Here is a 20958-nt window from a genome sequence, read left to right as displayed (position 1 = left end):
ACAAGCGGGATTCCCGCTTTCGCGGGAATGACGAGCCAGATTGAAAATGGGGAAAGAATATGCGCGTTTATTATGATTCCGACTGCGATCTGAAGCTGATCCAGGACAAGAAGATCGTCATTGTCGGCTATGGCAGCCAGGGCCATGCCCATGCGCAGAACCTGCGCGACAGCGGCGTCAAGGACGTTGCGATCGCGCTTCGTCCCGGCAGCGCCACCGCCGCCAAGGCCGAAGGCGCGGGCTTCAAGGTGCTGAGCAACGCTGAAGCCGCCGCCTGGGCCGATATCGTCATGATCCTGGCGCCCGACGAGCATCAGGCCGCGATCTATGCCGCCGATTATCACGACAACATGAAGCCCGGTGCGGCACTCGCCTTTGCCCATGGCCTCAACATCCATTTCGGCCTGATCGAGGCACGCGAGGACCTGGACGTGATCATGATCGCGCCCAAGGGCCCCGGCCATACCGTGCGCAGCGAATATGTGCGCGGCGGCGGCGTGCCCTGCCTGATCGCGGTCGATCGCGACGTGTCGGGCAACGCGCATGACATCGCGCTCGCCTATGCAAGCGGCGTCGGCGGCGGCCGCAGCGGCATCATCGAGACCAATTTCCGCGAAGAGTGCGAAACCGATCTGTTCGGCGAGCAGGCGGTGCTGTGCGGCGGCCTGACACACCTGATCCAGGCCGGGTTCGAGACGCTGACCGAAGCCGGCTACGCGCCCGAAATGGCCTATTTCGAGTGCCTGCACGAGGTGAAGCTGATCGTCGACCTGATGTATGAAGGCGGCATCGCCAACATGCGCTATTCGATCAGCAACACCGCCGAATATGGCGACATCACCACCGGCCCGCGCATCATCACCAGCGAGACCAAGGCCGAGATGAAGCGCGTGCTCGAGGACATCCAGCAGGGCCGTTTCGTCAAGAACTTCGTTCTCGACAACCGCGCCGGCCAGCCCGAGCTCAAGGCCGCGCGCAAGCTCGCTGCCGCGCATCCGATCGAGAAGACCGGTGCCCAGCTGCGCGCGATGATGCCATGGATCGGCGCGAACAAGCTGGTGGACAAGGCCAAGAACTGAGCCCTTGCCCATCAACGCGTTTTTCGAGGAACAGGCTGCACAGCTCGACTCGCTGAAAAGGGGGTCGAGGCTGCGCAGCCTTGCGCCGCGTTCGGGCAAGGACTTCGCCTCGAACGATTATCTCGGGCTGGCGGGCTCCACCCTGCTCCACGACGCCCTGCGCGAGGGCATGGCACTCGGCCTGCCGGCAGGATCGGGCGGGTCGCGGTTGCTGCGCGGCAACCATGCGGCGCACGAAGCCCTGGAGGCCGAGGCAGCGGCGCATTACGGCACCGAGGCGGCGCTGTTCATGGCCACGGGCTTTGTCGCCAACACGGCGCTGTTCGCGACGCTGCCACAGCGCGGCGACCTGCTGGTGCACGACGCGCTGATCCATGCATCGGTGCATGACGGAATGAAGCTGGGTCGCGCCGAGACGCGCGCCGCTGCCCATAATGATCCGCAGGCGTTCGATGAAGCCATCACCGCCTGGCGCGCTTGCGGAGGCACCGGCCGCGCCTGGATCGCGGTCGAAAGCCTGTACAGCATGGACGGCGACCGCGCGCCGCTGGCCGATCTGGCGCAGGTTGCCGCACGGCACGATGCCATCCTGCTGATCGACGAGGCGCATGCGACCGGCGTGTTCGGCACCGGCGGGCGCGGGCTGGCCGAGGCTCTGGCGGGCCAGCCCAATGTGATCACGCTGCACACCTGCGGCAAGGCTTTGGGCTGTGAGGGCGCGCTGCTGTGCGGCCCGAAAGTGGCCATCGACTTCATCGTCAATCGGGGCCGCCCCTTCATCTTTTCGACCGCGCCCTCGCCGCTCGTCGCACATATGGTTCGCAAGGCGATCGGCATGCTGGCGAGCCATGACGACTGGCGCGAGGACCTGTTCGATCGAATCGCGCATGCCCGCGCCCTGCTGGCACCCCGGCTGGGCGCGACACCATCGGATACGCAGATCCTGCCCGTTGTCATCGGCGACGATGCACGCACCATGCGCATCGCCTCTGCGCTGCAGCGGCAGGGCTTCGACATTCGGGGCATCCGCCCGCCAACGGTGCCAGCCGGGACTGCGCGCCTGAGAATTTCGATTACCCGAAACGTGACAAAGGGTGATATCGGCGCGCTCTCCGAATCACTCGACAGGATCATGATCCCCGCATGAAACCGCGATTTGTTGTGACAGGCACCGACACCGGAATCGGCAAGTCGGTGTTCAGTGCAGCGCTCACCCAGACGCTTTCCGCCCGTTACTGGAAGCCCGTGCAATCGGGCATCGAGGACGAGACCGACACCCAGTTCGTCGAGCGCATGGCGCCTGGCTCCACCCTGCCCGAAGCCTGGCGGCTGGTGAGCCCGCTCTCCCCGCACCGTTCGGCCGAGATCGACGGCGTGGAGATCGACACCGACGCGCTGAACCCTCCGCAAGTCGATGCGCCTTTGGTGATCGAGGGTGCAGGCGGCGCGCTGGTGCCGGTGACGCGATCGGTGCTTTATGCCGACATTTTTGCGCGCTGGCAGATCCCGGTGATCGTCTGCGCGCGCACGGCATTGGGCACGATCAACCACAGCCTCATGACGGTCGAGGTGCTGAGGGCGCGCGGCGTGCCGATCCACGGCATCGCGTTCATCGGCGAGGCCATGCCCGACAGCGAGGAGACGATCGCGCAAATGTCCGGCATCCGCCGCCTGGGCCGGCTCGATATGCTTCCTAAGATCACGCCCGATGCCTTGCGCACCGCCTTCGCCGCCGGTTTCGACATCGCCGATTTCGCATGAGCAGTTCACCCGTCTGGCACCCCTTCACCCAGCATGGGCTGGGCGAGGAAATTCCGTTGATCGCGCGGGGCGAAGGCGCGGTGCTGCACGGTGCCGATGGCCGCCAGTGGATTGATGCGATCTCGAGCTGGTGGGTGACGACGCACGGCCATGCCCATCCGCGCATCATGGCCGCGATCGCCGCGCAGACGCAGAAGCTTGACCAGATCATCTTTGCCGGATGGACGCACGAACCCGCCGAAACGCTGGCGCGTGGGCTGACCGCGATCATGCCGGAGGCGCTCACCCGGGTATTCTTCAGCGATTCCGGGTCGACCGCCGTCGAAGTCGCGCTGAAGATGGCGCTAGGCTATTTCCATAACCGGAAGGAACCGCGCCAGGGCATCATCGTGATGGAGCACAGCTATCATGGCGATACCATCGGCGCGATGTCGGTGGGGGAACGCGGCGTATTCAACCGGCCCTATGCGCCGCTGCTGTTCGACGTGACCACGGTGCCCTTCCCCGCCGCCGGTGCCGAACAGGCGACGCTCGATGCGCTGGAAGCGGCGTGCAAGGCGGGATCGGCCGCGTTCATCGTCGAGCCGCTGATCCTGGGATCGGGCGGGATGCTGATCTATCCGCCGCACGTGCTGGCCGAGATGGCAGCAATCTGCGCGCGCCATGGCGTGCTGTTCATTGCCGACGAGGTGATGACCGCCTGGGGCCGCACGGGGACGCTGCTCGCCTGCGAACAGGCGAGCGTTGTCCCGGATATCCTCTGCCTGTCCAAGGGCCTGACTGGCGGCGCGGTACCGCTGGCCGTCACCATGGCGCGCGACGAGATTTTCATGGCGCATTGGTCTCAGGACCGTGCCGACTGCTTCTTCCACTCGAGCAGCTATACCGCCAACCCGATCGCCTGCGCGGCGGCTGTCGAAAATCTCGCCATCTGGAGCGACGAGCCGGTCCGGCAGCGCATTGACAGCCTGGCAGCGATGCAGGCGCGCGAACTGGCGGCGATATCCGACCACGCTATCGTCACGAGCACGCGCCAGTGCGGCACGATCGCCGCTTTCGATCTTGAGACCGATGCCGGCGGCTATCTCTCGAACTGGGCGGTGCATCTTAACCGCTTCGGCAAGGCGCGTGGCGTGCTGATCCGGCCGCTGGGCAATACCGTCTATGTCATGCCGCCTTATTGCATCACGCAAGAGCAGCTGGGCCAGGTCTATGCCGTGGTGCGCGATGGCCTGGATGCCAAAACGTAAACGCTGCGTTGCGCGGATCAAAGATTGACTTGGGACGTTGCGGGACACAGTTTCGGCATTCCTCTCCCCCCTCCTCAAGGAGTTCGTCATGCGCAAGACCCTCGCTATCCTCGCCTTTGCCGCCGCAGCCGCCGCCACCCCGCTGATCGGCCAGGGCGTGCAACTGCCCGGTCAGAAGGACGCTTCGCGCGTTACCGCCGGCGTCTACAAGGCCGATCCCGGCCACTCGCTGATCGGCTGGGAAGTCAACCATTTCGGCTTCAACGACTATTACGGCCTGTTCGGTGACGTCGCGGGAACGCTGACCATCGACCCCGCCAATCTGAACGCTGCCAAGGTCGATGTGACCATTCCCGTCGGCAAGGTCACCACCGCCAGTGCCGGCCTGACCAGCCACCTGCTGCGTGCAGGCAAGGATGGCGGCAAGCCCGATTTCTTCGGGCCGAATCCGGCTGATGCGCGCTTCGTGTCGACCAAGGTCGTCGCCAGCGGCACCACCGCCAAGATTACCGGCGACCTGACGCTGAACGGCATCACCAAGCCGGTGACCTTCGACGCTGAATTCACCGGCGCGGGCGCAAACCCGTTCAACAAGAAGCTGACCGTCGGTTTCGAAGCCGAAACCAGCATCAAGCGCAGCGATTTCGGGATCAACTACGCGCTACCGATGGTGAGCGACGAGGTCGAGCTCGACATCAGCGTGGCGTTCGAGAAGCAGTAAGCTCCGAGCTCCGTTCAGCCTGAGCAGCGGGCGAAGCCCGCGTCCGTCGAAGGCCCCGCGCCCGCTCAAACGGGTTTGCGGGGCCTTTGGATTAGCCGTCACCCCCGCGAAGACGGAGGTCCCGCTATCCCCTTCGGCTTGGCAAACAAGCGGGATTCCCGCGTTCGCGGGAGTGACGCAAGGGGTGTTGGCGGGCCCTTAGCCTCCGAATTTCGCGTCATCGGGAAAGCCTGGCCAGTTCTTGTCGGCACTGGCGATGAAGCCGGGAATGTCCTGCAGCCACTTGGCCTTCACCTCGGCGTTGAAGTTGAGATACAGCTTGCCGTCTACCACGCGCGATTGCAGCGGATCGCCGGGCGCGAGATATCCGCGCGCCATCGCCCAGGCGCAATGCCCGCCATATTGCGGCGTGTAATGCGCCGGATCGGCCTGGAATTTCGCGGCATTTTCGGCATTGGCGAAATGATAGACGGCATTGCCGTGGCGCACCGCAAATTCGGGCGAGCCCATGACCGGGGTGCCGTCGCCGGTGAAATAGGACACGGCGTCATAGCCGCCGACCGCGACATCGCCCTGAAGGCCGGTATAGACCGGTCCGGCCAGGGCCGCGCTGCCCATCGCGAGGCCGGTGGCAGAAAGCGCCAGGGCGAGCGCCGTCAACATGTGTTTCATCGCTGGGATACCTTTCGAGGGAGGGAATGGTCTGCGGTTCGACCGCCGCACCCTCCTGGTTTCAGAACATGGCAAATGATTTTTTTATTGCGCAGCGCGGCCAATTGCCGCAATGACGCATCCGAAATGAAGCCCTGCGCCCTCCTTCTCGGACTGCGACTTACGCGCCCTTAGGCGCGGTCGACCTTGTGCGCGCATGACCTGCGTGCCTCGCGCCTAAGGGCTTTTCCACTTCTGAAACACCCGCAAAGCCGGTTGCGCTCATCGCCCGGCCTGCCTATCGCACAGCCATTCAGACAGGGCGCTCTTCTCATGCCGATGCTCACCGATCCTTCGCAAAAATACCGACCGTTCCCGCGCGTCGACCTGCCGAACCGAACCTGGCCCGATGCCATCATCACCGCGCCGCCGCGCTGGCTTTCCACCGACATGCGCGACGGCAACCAGGCGCTGATCGATCCGATGGACGGCGCGAAGAAGCAGCGCTTCTTCGACCTGCTGGTCAAGATCGGCCTCAAGGAGATCGAGGTCGGCTTTCCGTCCGCAGGCGAGACCGAATTCAATTTCATCCGCGGGCTGGTCGATGGCGGAAAAATCCCTGAGGATGTCACCGTGCAGGTGCTCACCCAGTCGCGCCGCGACCTGATCGAGCGCAGCTTCGAGAGCCTGGCGGGCGTCCACCGCGCAATCGTCCACCTTTACAACGCCGTATCGCCTGCATGGCGCGAGATCGTGTTCGGACTGGATCGTGCGGGCGTGAAGGCGATCGCGGTCGAGGGCGCGAACATTCTGAAGGAACAAGCGGCGAAATACCCGCAAACCGACTGGCATTTCGAATACAGCCCCGAAACCTTCTCCACCGCAGAACTCGACTTCAGCCTGGAAGTATGCGAGGCGGTCATGGAGGTGCTGCAGCCGACGCCCGAAAAGCCGCTGATCCTCAACCTGCCCGCGACGGTCGAGGCCGCAGGACCGCATATCTATGCCGACCAGATCGAATGGATGTGCCGCCATATCAGCAAGCGCGATTGCGTGGTCATCAGCCTGCACCCGCATAACGACCGAGGATCGGGCATTGCCGCTGCCGAACTCGGCCTGATGGCGGGCGCAGACCGGATCGAAGGCTGTCTGTTCGGCAATGGCGAGCGCACCGGCAATGTCGATCTCGTGGCCCTGGGCCTCAACATGTACACGCAAGGGTTACACCCGGGCCTCGACTTTTCGGACATGGACGAGATCGTCAAGACGGTCGAATATTGCAACCAGCTGAAGGTGCCCGAGCGGCATCCCTATGCGGGCGAGCTGGTGTTCACAGCATTCTCGGGCAGCCATCAGGACGCGATCAAGAAGGGCTTTGCCGCGCAGGACAAGCGCAACGACCAGATCTGGGCCGTGCCCTATCTGCCGCTCGACCCGGCCGATATCGGTCGATCTTACGAGGCGGTGATCCGGGTCAATTCGCAAAGCGGCAAGGGTGGCGTCGCCTGGGTGCTCGAACAGGACCAGGGGCTGAAGCTGCCCAAGCGGCTCCAGGCCGATTTCAGCAAGACCGTGCAGGCGCTCGCCGATGCGAAGAGCGTCGAGCTGAGCTCGGCCGACATCTGGCAGGCCTTCCAGCAGCGCTATCACCTTGATGGCACCGGCAAGTACCGGTTGGTCGATTATGAGGAGCGCAAGGCAGGGGCCGACCGCCTGTTCGTGGGGCGCATCCTGGCGGATGGCCAGGAAATCCCGGTCAGCGGGCGCGGCAACGGGTTGATCTCGGGCGTGGTAGACGCGCTGTCCGCCGCGCTCGGCATCGCGATCGACATTGCCGATTATCGCGAGCACGCGATCGGTTCGGGCTCCAAGGCGCGCGCGGCGGCCTATGTCGAATGCGCGATCGACGGCCGTTCGCCCTGTTTCGGTGTCGGCGTGGACGAGGATGTCGCCACGGCCTCGATCAAGGCCGTGCTGAGCGCGCTTGAGGAGATTTGAGCAACGTCAAATCCTCCCCGAGCTCGTCTGGGGGAGGATTTTGTCCTTCCAACCCCATCCCCAATCAAAACTTAATTGCCCACTTAATTGCCTCTGGACAGCCTTGGAACGATGGCTAATGTCGCCGCCATGACCATGCCATCTCCGCTTTGCGACAACCTGCGCCTGCCCGTCATCGGGTCGCCGCTGTTCATCATTTCCGGCCCGGAGCTCGTCATTGCCCAGTGCAAGGCGGGCGTGATCGGCTCGTTTCCGGCGCTCAACGCGCGGCCTCAAGCGCAACTCGACGAATGGCTGCACCAGATCACCGAAGAGCTGGCCGAGTATAACCGCGCCAACCCGGACAAGCCCGCCGCACCGTTCGCGGTCAACCAGATCGTCCACAAGTCGAACGACCGGCTGGAAGCCGACCTTGCCACCTGCGCCAAGTGGCAGGTGCCGATGATCATCACGTCGCTCGGCGCGCGCGAGGACCTGAACAAGGCGGTGCACGACTGGGGCGGCATCACCATGCACGACGTGATCGACGACCGCTTCGCGCGCAAGGCGATCGAAAAGGGCGCCGACGGCCTGATCCCCGTTGCTGCCGGCGCAGGCGGCCATGCCGGCACGATCTCGCCCTTCGCGCTGATGCAGGAAATCCGCAGCTGGTTCACTGGCCCCGTTGCCCTGTCGGGCTCGATCGCCTGCGGTGCATCAATTCTGGCGGCCCAGGCCATGGGCGCGGATTTTGCCTATATCGGATCGGCGTTCATCGCCACCGAAGAGGCGCGGGCGACCGACGGCTACAAGAACGGCATTGTCGAAGGCAAGGCGTCGGACATCGTCTATTCCGACCTGTTTACCGGCGTGTCAGGCAATTACCTGCGCCAGTCGATCGTCAATGCAGGGCTCGACCCCGACAATCTGCCCAAGGGCGATTACAGCACGATGAACTTCGGATCGGGCGGCAATACCGAAGCCAAGGCGTGGCGCGATATCTGGGGCAGCGGCCAGGGCATTGGTGCGGTCGACAAGGTCGGGACCGTCGCGGAAATGGTCGCACGCCTGACAACGGAATATCAGGCCGCCAAGGCATCGCTGCTGACCCGCTCGGCCTATTGAGATCGCAGTCCGGCAGGAGCAATCCTGCCGCCGTCAGACCGGCCCGACCAGCGGCATCAACCCGGGGTTGAGTGCCGCGCGGGCATGGCGGCGCATCAGCTGTTCGGCCTCTTCGGCGCGCCCTGACAGGATCGCGTCGGCCACCGCGACATGCTCTTCATGCGCAGCTTGCAGGTGCTTGTGCGCATTGGCGAGATCGTCCCAGTCAAGCGCAAGCGCTGCTGCCGATGCGAGCGGCAGATGATTGTTGCGCGACAGCGCCACGCCGATCGCACGGTTCCCGCTGGCATCGAGCAGCAGGTCGTGAAAGGCGAGATTGTAGCTGTAGAACCGATCGACCTGCTCGGGACCAAAGCCCTCGCCGCCGAACAGGGCATCGCCGTCGGCCAGACAGGCCTTCAGCTTGCGCGCAAAAGCCGATGCGATGGGTCGTGACGCGATCAACCGAACCGCCAGCCCTTCCAGCACGCCGCGCACCTCGATCGCATCGTCGATCTGGCCGGGCGTGACCCCGCGCGCGGCATAACCACGGCGTCCGAGCCTGGCGACCAGTCCTTCCTGCTCCAGAGTACGCAACGCGGTGCGCACCGGCATGCGCGAAACCCCGAATCGCTCGGCGGTCGCTATCTCGGCAATGCGCTCGCCATCGGGAATCTCGCCCGAAACGATCATCTTGCGCAGGGCGAACAGCACGCGCTGGCCGGGCTTCATCGGGGCGGTCATGGGCTCTGTTTAACCTGCGCGTCCTTTCCGGCAAGCCCCCTGATCGAGCTTGCACCCCCCATCAAACTGCATTATTGGATCCAATAATGCCAAAAGGGAGAGATAGTGATGGCCACCGCCCCCGATCTTGAGGACCGCAGCGCCGTACGCGCCACCGCGCCCTGGCCGCGCAACGCCTGGTATGTCGCGTGCACCCCTGATGAGATCGAGGGCAAGCCGCTGGGCCGCAAGATCTGCGGCGAGCCGATGGTGTTCTTTCGCGGGCGCGAGGGCAAGGTCGCCGCGCTCGAGGATTTCTGTCCGCATCGCGGTGCGCCGCTGTCATTGGGTTTCGTGCGCGATGGCGCGCTCGTCTGCGGCTATCATGGCCTCGCCATGGGCTGTCATGGCAAGACCGAGGGCATGCCGGGCCAGCGCGTCGGCGGCTTCCCGCCGATCCGCACCTATCCGGTGATCGAGCGCTATGGCTTTATCTGGGTCTGGCCGGGAGACGCTGATGCGGCCGATCCCGCCAAATTGCGGCACCTGGAATGGGCCGAGGACGAAGGCTGGGCCTATGGCGGCGGGCTGTACCATATCCAGTGCGACTATCGGCTGATGATCGACAATCTGATGGACCTGACGCACGAGACCTATGTCCATTCGACCAGCATCGGCCAGAAGGAGATCGACGAGGCCCCGGTCAAGACCCGGCTGGTCGGCGAGCGCGTGGTGACCAGCCGCTTCATGGACGCGATCGACCCTCCGCCCTTCTGGGCGATGGCGCTGCGCGGCGCGGGGCTGCCCGATAGCGGCCCGGTCGACCGCTGGCAGCTGTGCCATTTCCACCTGCCCAGCAGCGTCGAGATCGAGGTCGGCGTCGCGCCGGTCGGTGAAGGCGGCTACGAGGCGCCGCTCGACCGCAAGGCCTATTCGGTGGTGGTCGATTTCATGACACCGGAGACCGAAGGCTCGCACTGGTATTTCTGGGGCATGGCCCGGCGTTTTGCCGTCGACGATGCCGAGCTCACCACCACCATCCGCGACGGCCAGGGCCGGATCTTCGCAGAGGACATGGAAATGCTCGAGCGCCAGCAGAAGAATCTCGACCTTTATCCCGACCGCCGCCTGTTGCTGCTCAATATCGATGCCGGCGGCGTGCGCTCGCGTCGGCTGATCGAGCAGGCGATCGCGGCGGAGGCCAACTGAAACGGCGACCGACTTTCTACGCCATATCGAGGCCAATTCTGCTCTTCATTTGACCCGGTGCTTCGAAGCGCTGCATGAACGACGAAAGTGTTCGTCGCGATAGAGGCCGGTTCATGAAGCGCACAGTTCGATGCTTGATCGTCAGCCTGGCATTGGCATGGCCGCTGGCGCTACAGGCTGAGCCATTCAGCTTCCCCGGGCTCGATGACCCCAAGCTTGCCAAGGCAATCGAGCAGGCGATGGCGCGCCCCGATCCGCGATACTGTGACGAACTGGCACCGCTCTGGGCCGAGGCGTTCCAGCGCTCGAAAACGCGTCCCACCCCGCTATTGCTGATGTCGGCGAACACCGCTGTGATGTGCGCGCTCGAGCGGGAGCGTTATGAGGACGCATCGAGCCTGATCGTCCGCACCGAGGCCAAGTTCGGGCAGCTTGAGGTGTTCGACCAGCTCGCCCTTGCGCTGCACTCGCACCTGCAAGAACATGATCTCGCCGCCGCGCGGCTCGCCACCATCGCCGGAAGGGGCGAGGACTCGGTGCTGGACGAGATCGATCCCGCCGTGATCTTCCAGCTCAACAACAGCCTGATCCGCGCACAACGCGATGACTTGCGCGAGAAGATGTGGTCGGCAATTCAGGCATCGCCGAAATTTGCTGGGCTCGATCCGGACCTGCGCGGCGGGTCGGCGATCAACCTGCTCGACATCAAGGCGGATTCTGCAAAGCTGAGCGAAGCGGATACAGCGCTGGTCGATCTGGTCACGAATACCAGCGCCTATGCGCGCATGCTTGCCGACCGCCGTTTTGCTTCCCTCTGGCCCTATATGGAGGAACGGGCAGGCGACGGTCTGGTTAGGCTGATCGAAGCCGATCTCAAGCTCAACCGCGAGCGTTATGATGCCGCGCCCGAGGATCCGGAGCGATTGTCCGATCTTGGCTATGCCCTGCTCCAAGCGGGACAGATCGGCCAGTTGCTCGACATGACCGCGCGGTTTCGCGCCAAGGATGCAGATTATGCCGCGCTGAGCGAGGACGGAGCCTGGATCGTCAACTATTTGGCAATTGGCCTGAAGGCGAGCGGACGACAGCAGGAAGGCATTGCGGTGATCGACCGGCTGGCCTCGCTCAAGCCCGAAACCCATCCCTGGGTTGTAAACTATGTCATCAACCATGCGATTGCACTGGCCGAGGACGAACAGCACGCAGCGGCGCTCAAGGCGCTCGACCGTGCCGCGCCCGTTGCAGAAAAGCATGGTTCGCCCTACGCACGCGCGCTGGTCGCGGGGCAGCGCGCCTGTTCGCACCACAAGCTGGGCCATGCCAGGCAGATGGAAGAGCAAATTGCGCTGATGCAAGGGCTGAGGGAAGACGCGCCCGGCCCGGCGGTCGTCTATGCCATGTGTGCGGGTCGCGAGGATCTGGCCATTGCCTGGGCGCGCGAGGCGCTGGCCAGCGACAATTCGCGCGCCACGATGATGAGCGAGTTGCAGCCCGCCTATATGGAAAGCATGCCGACCTCGGTCACCGACCAGGATCCCTATCTGCTGCTCGCCAGGAGCCCCGAACTGGCCGCCGAGTTCGACAAGCTGGCCCGCATCGTGCCGGAACGTTTCGCGCCGCTGGGCGGCCGGATACGCATCGTGCCGACCCAGGGGGCCAAGGCGAAATAGCCCGGTGCGATGAGCCGTCATCCTACCTACAGCATTGTCAGTAGACGCGGACGGATTGGTTGATAAGGTGCGCGCCATGCGTGTGCTCAAACGTCTGGCGCTCAGCCTCCTCGTCCTTGTTGCCGTAACGGCGATCGCCCTGGCCCTATGGGAACCGCTGGTTGCCGAATCGGGCAAGGCCCCGCCTCCCCGCACATATGATGTCGAGATCGTCCGCGACGATTTCGGCGTGCCGCACATCTTCGGCAAGACCGATGCCGATGTGGCCTATGGCGTGGCCTGGGCGCATAGCGAGGACGATTTCTCGACAATCCAGGAAGTCGCTGCGATGACCCGCGCGCGCACCGGGGCGCTGACCGGGCAGGATGGTGCCAAGGTCGATTTCGCCGCGCATCTGCTCGACATTCGAGGCACCGTCGATCGCAAGTACGATACGCTTCCCGCCGATATCCGCGCGCTGCTCGATGCCTATGCGGCGGGCCTCAACCATTATGCCGACAAGCATCCCGAAGAGGTAGCGCTGACCGGCCTGTTCCCGCTGGAAGGGCGGGACATTGCTGCCGGCTTCGTGCTGCGCTCGCCCTTTTTCTTCGGCCTCGATTCGGTGCTCGGCGCGCTGGTCGAGGGCAAGGACCTGCCGATCGAGGGCGGACCGAAGCTCTCCGGTAAAGAAGTCGCGCGCGTCACCCCGATCGGCCCCGAACCCGACATGAACGGATCGAACGCCTTTGCAGTGGCTCCGGCGCGTTCGACCGACAATGTCACGCGGCTGATTTCCAACTCGCACCAGCCCTGGCGCGGCGGGGTCGCCTGGTACGAGCTGGTGGTGCATTCGGAAGAAGGCTGGGATTTTGCGGGCGCGACCTTCCCCGGATCGCCCTATCCGTTCCTGGGCCACAACAAGACGCTCGGCTGGACCAACACGGTCAACCGGCCCGACCTGATCGATGTCTACAAGCTCGAACTCAACGACGACAGGACCCAGTACCGGCTCGACGGAAAGTGGCGCGACCTGGAATCGAAGCGCGTCTGGCTCAAGGTCAAGATGGGTCCGTTTACCCTGCCCGTGCCGCAGACCGTCTATCGTTCGGTCCATGGCCCGGTGATCCTGAACGATAAGGGCGCCTTCGCGATCCGCTATGCCGGGATCGACGAATTGAAGATGCTCGAACAATATTTCCGCATCAACAAGGCGCGCGATTTTGCCGAATGGCAGCAAGCAATGGCGATCCAGGGCGTGCCCGCGACCAATTTCATCTATGCCGATGCCAAGGGCAATATCGCGTTTGCCTATAATGCGCTGTTCCCGGCGCGCAAACCCGGCGCCAACTGGCGCGGCGTGCTGCCCGGCGACCGCAGTGACCTGATCTGGAAGACGCACCTGCCCTGGGACCGGGTGCCGCTGCTGGTCAATCCGGCCTCCGGTTACATCATGAACGCCAACAACACGCCGTTCGTCGCGGCAGGTCCGGGTGACGAGCTTGATCGCGCCAGCTTTTCGGCCCTGATGGGCATCGAAGACGATATGACCAACCGTGCCCGCCAGGCGATCAAGCTGTTCGAGGCGGCGGGGCAGATCGACGCGGCGATGCTGGCGCAGATCAAGTATGATGTCGGTTACGACAAGTCCGATTATGCCACCGGCTGGATCGACGCCCTGCTCGCGGTCGAGGCTGATGGCGACAAGCGCATTCCGCAAGCGCAGAAACTGCTGCGTGCCTGGGACTGGCAGATGGACGGCAAGGGCAAGGGCGATGCGCTCGCGCTGATGCTGATGCGTCCGGCGATGCGGCAGAGCTATCGCCGCCTGCCGCTGCCCGATGCGCGCGAGGAGCTGGTCGCGGCGATCGATCATCTGGAAAAGCATTTCAAGACGCTGAACCCGAAGCTCGGCACCGTGCTGCGGCTGCGCCAGGGCAAGGTCGACCTGCCGATGGATGGCGGATCGGACACGCTGCGCGCCGCGACGCTCTGGGACGTCGACGAGACGGACGGCCGATTTGCCGTGCGCCATGGCGACAGCTTCATCCAGTTCGTCGAATGGGATGCGGATGGCAATGTGAGCTCGCGCTCGATCCAGCCTTTCGGCGCTGCGACGACCCGGCCTGAAAGCCCGCATTATGCCGACCAGGCCAAGCTGTTCGTCGAACACCAGACGAAGCCCGTCTATTTCACGCGGGAACAGCTGATGCCGCATGCCAAGCGGCGCTATCGCCCGTGATTGCGCTTGAAACGGAGCCCGCAACGCTTATGGTTTCAAACAGCAACCAAGACGGCACCGGTACTGCTTCGCCCTACTGGTGACATCCAATAGAACAGACAAACTTGCTCCCAAGAGAGGTTCACTTTCCATGCTGAAACCCTTCCGCTCGCTGATCGCCGTTTCTTCGCTGGCCCTGGCCGTGGCGCTTTCCCCCGCCCAGGCGCAGCAGGCCGCCCCCGTCGCCGATCTCGTCAAGACGGTGAACATTCCCTATCAGCAGTTCACGCTTGCCAATGGCCTCACCGTAATCGTCCATGAAGACCGCAAGGCGCCGATCGTCGCGGTATCGATCTGGTATGATGTCGGCTCCAAGCACGAGCCCAAGGGCAAGACCGGCTATGCCCATCTGTTCGAGCACATCATGTTCAACGGATCGGAAAACGCGCCGGGCGACTATTTCGAATATCTGAAAAAGCTGGGCGCGACCGACTATAACGGCACCACCTGGTTCGATCGCACCAATTATTTCCAGACCGTGCCCAAGGCCGGGCTGGAAGGCGCGCTGTTCCTGGAAAGCGACCGCATGGGCCATCTGCTCAACGGCATCACCCAGGAAAAGCTGACCAATCAGATCGGCGTGGTGCAGAACGAGAAGCGCCAGGGCGACAACCAGCCCTATGGCCTGGTCGAATACAAGCAGATCGAGATGCTCACTCCGCCCGAGCATCCCTATGGCCATTCGACCATCGGTTCGATGGAGGACCTGCAGGCCGCTTCGCTCGACGACATGAAGAAGTGGTTCACCGACCATTATGGCCCCAACAATGCCATTCTGGTGCTGGCCGGCGACATCAATGTCGCCGAAGCCAAGCCGCTGGTGGAGAAATATTTCGGCGACATCGCCAAGGGTCCCGAAGTGGCCAGGCTGAACCCGCCGCTGCCGACGCTCGACAAGGAGAAGGTCGCGGAGATGAAGGACAAGGTGCCGACCGCGCGCCTCTATCGCTTCTGGACCGTGCCGGGCCTCAATGACCCTGATTATGCCGCGCTCGATGTGGCCGCGACCGTTCTGGGCGGCCTTGCCAGCTCGCGGCTCGACAATATCCTGGTGCGCGATGAGCAGACCGCCGTCGCCGTTACCGCATCGGCCCAGCCGTTCGTGCATGGCAGCATTTTCGAGACCTATGTCGATGTGAAGCCCGGCGCGGACGTCGCGGCGGTCTCGAAGCGGCTCGACGAAATCCTCGCCGATTTCATCGCCAAGGGCCCGACCGCCGATGAAGTGCAGCGCGTCGCCACGCGCGAGGCTGCCCAGCGGATCAACGGGCTGGAGCAGGTTGGCGGCTTTACCGGCAAGGCGGTGACGCTGGCCGAGGGCGCGCTCTATTCGGACGATCCGGCCTTTTACAAGAAGCAGCTCGACATGCTGGCCGGCATGACGCCCGCCAAGGTGACCGCTGCAATGCAGAAATGGCTGACGCGCCCCGTCGCCAAGCTGCACGTGCTGCCCGGCGAGCGCGACGCCTATCAGGAAGTCGCAGGCGGCAGCGGCAAGGCAACCGGCAATGGGCCGGCGATGCGCACGGGCGTTCTCAATGCACCCGCGTTCTATTCGAGCATGGCCGAAGACGCGATGGCTGCAGGCGCTGCGAGCAAGCAGCCGCTCGCTGCGGTCGACCGTTCGACCTTCCCCGAGGCTGGCGCGGTGCCCGATTTGGACTTCCCCGATGTCGAGGAAGCGACGCTGTCCAACGGCATCAAGGTGCGCTTCGCGAAGCGGACCGCCGTACCTGTGGTGCGCGTAGCGGTCAGCTTCGATGCGGGCTATGCCAGCGACCCCAAGGACGCACTGGGCACCAACAGCCTGATGATCGCGCTGCTGCAGGAAGGCACGCAGAAGCTCAACTCGGTGCAGCTTGCCGAGGCGCAGGAGCGGCTGGGCACCAATATCAACGCCTCGTCCGATCTTGACCGCACGATCGTTTCGATGAGCGCGATGAAGGCCAATCTGGGCGCGTCGCTCGATCTGCTCGCCGATGTCATCCGCACCCCCGCCTTCGATGCCAAGGAGCTCGAGCGCGTGCGCGTGCAGCAGCTCACCCGCATCCAGGCGGAGTTCACCCAGCCTCAGGGCATCGCGCTGCGCAACCTGCCGCCGCTGCTCTATGGCACTGCCCACCCCTATGGCGTGCCGCTGACCGGCACCGGTGATCCGGCGGTCGTCGCCAAGCTGACCCGCGACCAGCTCGCCGCCTATCACAGCCAGTGGATGCGGCCCGAGCGAGCGTCGATCTTCGTCGTGGGCGATACCAGCCTCAAGGACATCATGCCGATGCTGGAAGAGCGCTTCGGCAAATGGCCGTCGAACCGCATGGCGTTGATGCAGAAGGATTTCAGCGCGGCGATCCCCGAAGGCCAGGGCCGCATCATCCTGATCGACCGGCCCAATTCGCCGCAGTCGCTGATCCTCGCGGGTCAGGTGCTGAAGGCCAAGGGCACTGACAACCTGCTGGCGCTGGAAACCGCCAACGACATTCTGGGCGGCGATTTCCTCTCGCGCATCAACATGGACCTGCGCGAGACCAAGGGCTGGTCGTACGGCACCCGCACGCTGATCCAGCGGCCCAAGAACGACGTGCCGTTCCTGGCCTTTGCGCCTGTGCAGACCAACCAGACCGGCCCCTCGGTTCAGGCGATCATCGACCAGATGAACGATTTCATCGGCAGCAAGGGGGTAACGCCGGAAGAGCTGGACCGCACCGTCAAGGGCAGCAGCCTGGAGCTGGCGGGCACCTATGAGCGCTCCGCCGCCGTATTGTCGCAGATGCAGTCGGACGCGCTTTATGGCCGCCCGACCAACTATGCCGAAAGCCTGGCCGCGCAATATCGCAGCATGGATGCCGAGAAGCTCAACGGAGCGATGCGCAGCGCACTGAACCCCAAGGCGCTGACCTGGGTGATCGTGGGCGATGCCGCCAAGGTCGAAGAGCAGCTCAAGGCGTTGGGCATGCCCGTAGAAGTTCGCCGCGCGGCACCTGCCGCAGGAGACAAATAAGCCACCTACCCTTCAACCAACCACCAAGAGAGGACGAATACCATGTCAGTTGCTGGACAATATGATTGCGTGACCAAATCGCCAATGGGCGACCAGAAGTCGGTGCTGACCGTCAATGTCGACGGCGACAGCTGGACCGGATCGAATGCCGGCCAGATGGGCTCGCTCGACATCACCGACGGCAAGGTCGACGGCAACACGCTGACCTGGACGATGGATATGAAGGTGCCGATGCCGATGAAGCTCGAAGGCACCGCCACCGTCGACGGAGACACCATCACCGGCCAGATCAAGGCAGGTGCGTTCGGCACCATGGCGATGAGCGGCACCCGCAAGGCGTAAGCTTTCGCCGTAATTTCGACAGACCCTCCCCGTGCTCGTGATGGGGAGGGTTTTTTATGGACGATGCGCGGCCACTGGGTCGTTCGGATCGGGCGTTTCGCTGGACGACACATGGTTGAGCGCAATCACCCAGCGACCGCCGACTTTCCGCATCAGCCGCGTGTTGATGCCATATTGTGGGTTTTCGGCGCGATCGAGATGATAGCGGCTGATCAGCTGTGCCGCATCGGGGGCGAGCAATTCCACCTTGATGTCGTAGAAATGCAGGGTCCCCCGCCGCTCGGGCGCCCCGCCATAATCGCGGACATAATGGTCTAACGTCCCCTGCCAGTCGCGCTGGAACTGCCCGCGCGAGACGAACACCACGCCGGGGTTGAGGAAGCCGCGCATATAGCCCTGGAAATCGCTGCGATTCCACGCCGCTTCCATGTCGGCGATGACAGCGCGGATCTCTGCCTCGGGTGCGGGCGTTTCCGCATGCACGGGCGCTGCGGCGATGAATGCAAGGGCAGCCAAAGCCGTTCTCCGGCGAAAGCCGGAGCCCAGAGCGACCTTGTGCGCAACGCCCCTGGATTCCGGCTTTCGCCGGAAAACGGCCCCTGCGATTGATATGTTGCCGCACCCTCCCCCGTCATTCCCGCGAACGCGGGAATCCCGCTTCTGCGCGACGGGTTGAAAAGATAGCGGGACCCCCGCCTTCGCGGGGGTGACGGATGCGTTGCGGCGGGGGAAGCTCACTTCCCCGCCTTGGCGAGCTTCGCCTTTTCGGCCGCGATGAACTCTTCCATCTTCTGCTCCATCACCGGCAGCGGCACCGAGCCCAGCATCAGGAAGGTATCGTGGAAGGGCCGCTGGTCGAACGCCGCGCCAAGTTCGGCTTCCGCCTTCGCGCGCATCTTGCGCAGGCTCAGTTCGCCCAGCTTGTACGCCAGCGCCTGGGCGGGCCAGGAGATATAGCGATCCACCTCGGTCTCGACATCGCGCGGAGCAAGCGCGGTATGGCTGGCGAGATAGTCGATCGCCTGTTGACGGGTCCAGCCCTTGGTGTGCACCCCGGTATCGATCACCAGTCGCGCCGCGCGCCACATCTCGAAGGTCTGGCGGCCGAACTCCTCGTAAGGCGTCTCGTAGATGCCGATCTTCGATCCCAGCCATTCGGTGTACAGCCCCCAGCCCTCGCCATAGCCGGAGAAATAGGTCTGGCGGCGGAAGTCGGGCCGGTCGGGCGCTTCCAGCGCGACCGCTGCCTGGAAGCTGTGGCCGGGATTGCACTCGTGCAGCGCCAGCGCGGGAATGTTGTAGAGCGGTCGCTGCGGCAGGTCATAGGTGTTGAACAGGCAGCTATCGAGCCCGCCGCGCCCCGAGGTGTAGATCGGTGCGATAACATCGGGCACCGGCAACACGGTGAAGCGATAGCGCGGCAGGAAGTTGAACGTGTCCTTGAGCTTGCCGTCCATCTTCTTGACCGTATAGGCCGCAGCGCCCAGCAGCTCGCGCGGGGTCTTGGCGTAGAATTGCGGGTCGGTGCGCAGGAACTGGAGGAATTCGGGGAACGTGCCCTTGAACCCGGTCTCGCGCATCGTCTTCTGCATGTCGGCATCGATCCGCGCGACCTCTTTAAGGCCGATCTCGTGAATCTCCTCGGGCGTCAGGTCGAGCGTGGTGAAGACCTTGATCATGTCCTGATAGAAGGCCTTGCCATCGGGGAGCGCATAGGCGGCGATCGTCGTGCGCGCCTTGGGCATGTACTCGGTCCGCATGAAGCTGAGCAGCTTCGTGTACGCAGGCACGACCGATGTCTCGATCGCCTTCAAGGCCTCGGCGCGCATCGCCGCCTGTTCTGCCGGCGGAATGCTCTGCGGCATCACGCGGAAGGCGTCGTAGAACGGGTTGGCCTCGCCCGGCACGGTATAGGCCTCGATCGTAGTGTCGCGCCCCTCGATGCCGACGCGCGGCACGGTGTAACCGCGCTTGAGCCCTGCGCGCATGTTGACGATATTCTCGTCGAAATAGCGCGGAATATCGCGCATCCGCCCCAGATAGCGCTTGTAGCCCGTCGCGTTGCCAAAGCCCTGGCGCGGGTTCAGCCCGCCCCAGAAAAAGGTGTCGCTGTTGAACGGTGCTTCATAGGTCTTGTATTCCAGCCACTTGGCATTTTCCCAGACCGACTGGCGGAACACCGCGGCATTGACCTGCTCCTCGGGCGAAAGCTGGTCCATCGGGATGGCATCGAGCTGTTTGAGCACATCCTGCCAATAGGCCAGCCTGCGCGCCTGCGCTGCGGCAGTCTCGTCCGAGAAGCGATCGCCCTGCACCCAGCGATTGCCCTCCTTGACCTGGGCATTTTCCTTCTGCCGCCATTCCCATTCGGCATCATAGAGCGCGCGCAGCTTCGCATCAATCGGGCCAGGCGCGGGCTTGGCCGCGGTGGGCGCGGGTGAAGGCGCTGCATCCTGCGCCATGGCGGGAACGCTCGCCACGCCGAGCAGCAGCGTTGCGAGGATGACGGATGCGCGCATGGTAAAGGCCCCTCTGAAATGCCGTAAGCTGTTGTCCGGCATTAGAATGAGGGGCGGCGGGCAGGTCAAGCGATCAGTATACGAAATGCGGCAGGTGCTTGATGTGCCTGCTCTTATCGTCACCCCCGCGAAGGCGGGGGTCCCGCTTGTCCGCGACGGCTGAAGAGAAAGCGGGATTCCCGCGTTCGCGGGAATGACGGGATCAGGTGCCCTTCTTCTTGATCAACGCCGACCTGAGGCACCGGCACACCACCTCGTCGCGCTGGTTGATCAGCTCGTGCGTGAAGGTGACGATCCCGGCATTGGGCCGCGATTTCGACTCCTTGAGCTCCACCACCTCGCTGGTCGCGCGCATGGTATCGCCGATGAACACGGGCTTGGGCATGACGAGCTTGTCATAGCCCAGATTCGCCACCAAAGTGCCCAAGGTCGTATCGCCCACCGACATCCCGACCATCAGCGAGAAAGTGAAGGTGCCGTTGACGAGGATCTGCCCGAACTCACTCGCCTTGGCCGCCTCGACATCAAGATGCAGCGGCTGCGGATTGTGCGTCATCGTGCTGAACAGCAGATTGTCGGTCTCGGTCACCGTCCGGCGGATCTCATGCTCGATCCGGTCACCGATGTTCCACTCGTCGAAATATCGTCCTGCCATTGCACCCTCGTCCTTCTGATGTCCCCCCTCTCCCCCACG

At 63.9% G+C, this 20958-nt stretch carries 17 protein-coding genes; 12 read left to right on the top strand and 5 right to left on the bottom strand.

The annotated features are described in order from the left end of the window. Positions 1–59: 59 nt before the first annotated feature. The 5 genes from ilvC (at position 60) to C7451_RS11425 (ending at position 4811) form a co-directional block, all read left to right on the top strand. Positions 60–1079 carry a ketol-acid reductoisomerase gene (gene ilvC, locus C7451_RS11445; protein ID WP_066285042.1) on the top strand — a complete coding sequence of 340 codons (1020 nt, stop codon included), beginning with the start codon at positions 60–62 and terminating at the stop codon, positions 1077–1079. Positions 1080–1083: 4 nt separating this feature from the next. Further along, the gene (locus C7451_RS11440; protein WP_110299105.1) at positions 1084–2226 is read left to right on the top strand and encodes an 8-amino-7-oxononanoate synthase; all 1143 of its coding nucleotides are present in this window, start codon (positions 1084–1086) and stop codon (positions 2224–2226) included. Beyond that, entirely contained in the window at positions 2223–2840 is a 618-nt protein-coding gene (bioD, locus tag C7451_RS11435) for a dethiobiotin synthase (RefSeq protein WP_110299104.1), read from the top strand. The genes C7451_RS11440 and bioD overlap by 4 nt, the downstream gene beginning before the upstream one ends. Further along, complete coding sequence (locus C7451_RS11430; protein ID WP_110299103.1) at positions 2837–4090, top strand: adenosylmethionine--8-amino-7-oxononanoate transaminase; 1254 nt, start codon at positions 2837–2839, stop codon at positions 4088–4090. The genes bioD and C7451_RS11430 overlap by 4 nt, the downstream gene beginning before the upstream one ends. A gap of 88 nt (positions 4091–4178) precedes the next feature. Then, positions 4179–4811, top strand: a complete 633-nt coding sequence (locus C7451_RS11425) for a YceI family protein (RefSeq protein ID WP_110299102.1) — start codon at positions 4179–4181, stop codon at positions 4809–4811. Between the two features lie 198 nt (positions 4812–5009). Here C7451_RS11425 and C7451_RS11420 read toward each other — a convergent pair whose 3' ends face one another. Then, positions 5010–5483 carry a YHS domain-containing (seleno)protein gene (locus tag C7451_RS11420; RefSeq protein ID WP_110299101.1) on the bottom strand — a complete coding sequence of 158 codons (474 nt, stop codon included), beginning with the start codon at positions 5481–5483 and terminating at the stop codon, positions 5010–5012. A 312-nt stretch (positions 5484–5795) separates the two neighbouring features. On the opposite strand from C7451_RS11420, the gene leuA reads away from it, so the two are divergent. Beyond that, the gene (gene leuA, locus C7451_RS11415) at positions 5796–7460 is read left to right on the top strand and encodes a 2-isopropylmalate synthase (RefSeq protein WP_110299100.1); all 1665 of its coding nucleotides are present in this window, start codon (positions 5796–5798) and stop codon (positions 7458–7460) included. 129 nt (positions 7461–7589) lie between these two features. After that, positions 7590–8564: an NAD(P)H-dependent flavin oxidoreductase gene (locus C7451_RS11410; protein ID WP_110299240.1), complete on the top strand. Its 975-nt coding sequence runs from the start codon at positions 7590–7592 to the stop codon at positions 8562–8564. A gap of 33 nt (positions 8565–8597) precedes the next feature. Here the strand turns inward: C7451_RS11410 and C7451_RS11405 are convergent, their stop codons facing one another. Next, positions 8598–9287: a GntR family transcriptional regulator gene (locus C7451_RS11405; protein WP_110299099.1), complete on the bottom strand. Its 690-nt coding sequence runs from the start codon at positions 9285–9287 to the stop codon at positions 8598–8600. 108 nt (positions 9288–9395) lie between these two features. On the opposite strand from C7451_RS11405, the gene C7451_RS11400 reads away from it, so the two are divergent. From C7451_RS11400 to C7451_RS11380, 5 genes are all read left to right on the top strand, one after another. Then, complete coding sequence (locus tag C7451_RS11400) at positions 9396–10475, top strand: aromatic ring-hydroxylating oxygenase subunit alpha (RefSeq protein ID WP_110299098.1); 1080 nt, start codon at positions 9396–9398, stop codon at positions 10473–10475. A 113-nt stretch (positions 10476–10588) separates the two neighbouring features. Then, a complete protein-coding gene (locus C7451_RS11395; protein WP_146215355.1) occupies positions 10589–12145 on the top strand; it encodes a tetratricopeptide repeat protein in 1557 nt (518 codons plus the stop codon). A 76-nt stretch (positions 12146–12221) separates the two neighbouring features. Continuing rightward, the gene (locus tag C7451_RS11390; RefSeq protein WP_110299096.1) at positions 12222–14366 is read left to right on the top strand and encodes an acylase; all 2145 of its coding nucleotides are present in this window, start codon (positions 12222–12224) and stop codon (positions 14364–14366) included. 130 nt (positions 14367–14496) lie between these two features. Beyond that, positions 14497–17403 carry a M16 family metallopeptidase gene (locus C7451_RS11385; protein ID WP_110299095.1) on the top strand — a complete coding sequence of 969 codons (2907 nt, stop codon included), beginning with the start codon at positions 14497–14499 and terminating at the stop codon, positions 17401–17403. A 42-nt stretch (positions 17404–17445) separates the two neighbouring features. Beyond that, the gene (locus C7451_RS11380) at positions 17446–17745 is read left to right on the top strand and encodes a hypothetical protein (RefSeq protein WP_023838966.1); all 300 of its coding nucleotides are present in this window, start codon (positions 17446–17448) and stop codon (positions 17743–17745) included. A gap of 54 nt (positions 17746–17799) precedes the next feature. Here C7451_RS11380 and C7451_RS11375 read toward each other — a convergent pair whose 3' ends face one another. The 3 genes from C7451_RS11375 to C7451_RS11360 all read right to left on the bottom strand — a co-directional run bounded on the left by C7451_RS11375 (position 17800) and on the right by C7451_RS11360 (position 20919). Further along, entirely contained in the window at positions 17800–18261 is a 462-nt protein-coding gene (locus tag C7451_RS11375) for a nuclear transport factor 2 family protein (RefSeq protein WP_244181825.1), read from the bottom strand. A 218-nt stretch (positions 18262–18479) separates the two neighbouring features. Then, a complete protein-coding gene (locus C7451_RS11370) occupies positions 18480–20264 on the bottom strand; it encodes a DUF885 domain-containing protein (protein ID WP_110299094.1) in 1785 nt (594 codons plus the stop codon). Between the two features lie 202 nt (positions 20265–20466). Beyond that, a complete protein-coding gene (locus C7451_RS11360; RefSeq protein WP_110299092.1) occupies positions 20467–20919 on the bottom strand; it encodes a MaoC family dehydratase in 453 nt (150 codons plus the stop codon). Between the last annotated feature and the right edge of the window lie 39 nt (positions 20920–20958).

The sequence above is a fragment of the Blastomonas natatoria genome (assembly GCF_003201955.1).
Lineage (GTDB): Bacteria > Pseudomonadota > Alphaproteobacteria > Sphingomonadales > Sphingomonadaceae > Blastomonas > Blastomonas natatoria.
Note: the sequence above shows the minus strand (reverse complement) of the source record. Positions and strands in the feature narration are given on the sequence as shown.

Coding starts and splice junctions, on each gene's coding strand:
- C7451_RS11400 (WP_110299098.1), top strand. CDS start 9,396: ATGGCCACCGCCCCCGATCTTGAGGACCGCAGCGCCGTACGCGCCACC.
- C7451_RS11410 (WP_110299240.1), top strand. CDS start 7,590: ATGACCATGCCATCTCCGCTTTGCGACAACCTGCGCCTGCCCGTCATC.
- C7451_RS11360 (WP_110299092.1), bottom strand. CDS start 20,919: ATGGCAGGACGATATTTCGACGAGTGGAACATCGGTGACCGGATCGAG.
- bioD (WP_110299104.1), top strand. CDS start 2,223: ATGAAACCGCGATTTGTTGTGACAGGCACCGACACCGGAATCGGCAAG.
- C7451_RS11405 (WP_110299099.1), bottom strand. CDS start 9,287: ATGACCGCCCCGATGAAGCCCGGCCAGCGCGTGCTGTTCGCCCTGCGC.
- ilvC (WP_066285042.1), top strand. CDS start 60: ATGCGCGTTTATTATGATTCCGACTGCGATCTGAAGCTGATCCAGGAC.
- C7451_RS11380 (WP_023838966.1), top strand. CDS start 17,446: ATGTCAGTTGCTGGACAATATGATTGCGTGACCAAATCGCCAATGGGC.
- C7451_RS11395 (WP_146215355.1), top strand. CDS start 10,589: ATGAAGCGCACAGTTCGATGCTTGATCGTCAGCCTGGCATTGGCATGG.
- C7451_RS11370 (WP_110299094.1), bottom strand. CDS start 20,264: ATGCGCGCATCCGTCATCCTCGCAACGCTGCTGCTCGGCGTGGCGAGC.
- C7451_RS11430 (WP_110299103.1), top strand. CDS start 2,837: ATGAGCAGTTCACCCGTCTGGCACCCCTTCACCCAGCATGGGCTGGGC.
- leuA (WP_110299100.1), top strand. CDS start 5,796: ATGCCGATGCTCACCGATCCTTCGCAAAAATACCGACCGTTCCCGCGC.
- C7451_RS11390 (WP_110299096.1), top strand. CDS start 12,222: ATGCGTGTGCTCAAACGTCTGGCGCTCAGCCTCCTCGTCCTTGTTGCC.
- C7451_RS11425 (WP_110299102.1), top strand. CDS start 4,179: ATGCGCAAGACCCTCGCTATCCTCGCCTTTGCCGCCGCAGCCGCCGCC.
- C7451_RS11420 (WP_110299101.1), bottom strand. CDS start 5,483: ATGAAACACATGTTGACGGCGCTCGCCCTGGCGCTTTCTGCCACCGGC.
- C7451_RS11385 (WP_110299095.1), top strand. CDS start 14,497: ATGCTGAAACCCTTCCGCTCGCTGATCGCCGTTTCTTCGCTGGCCCTG.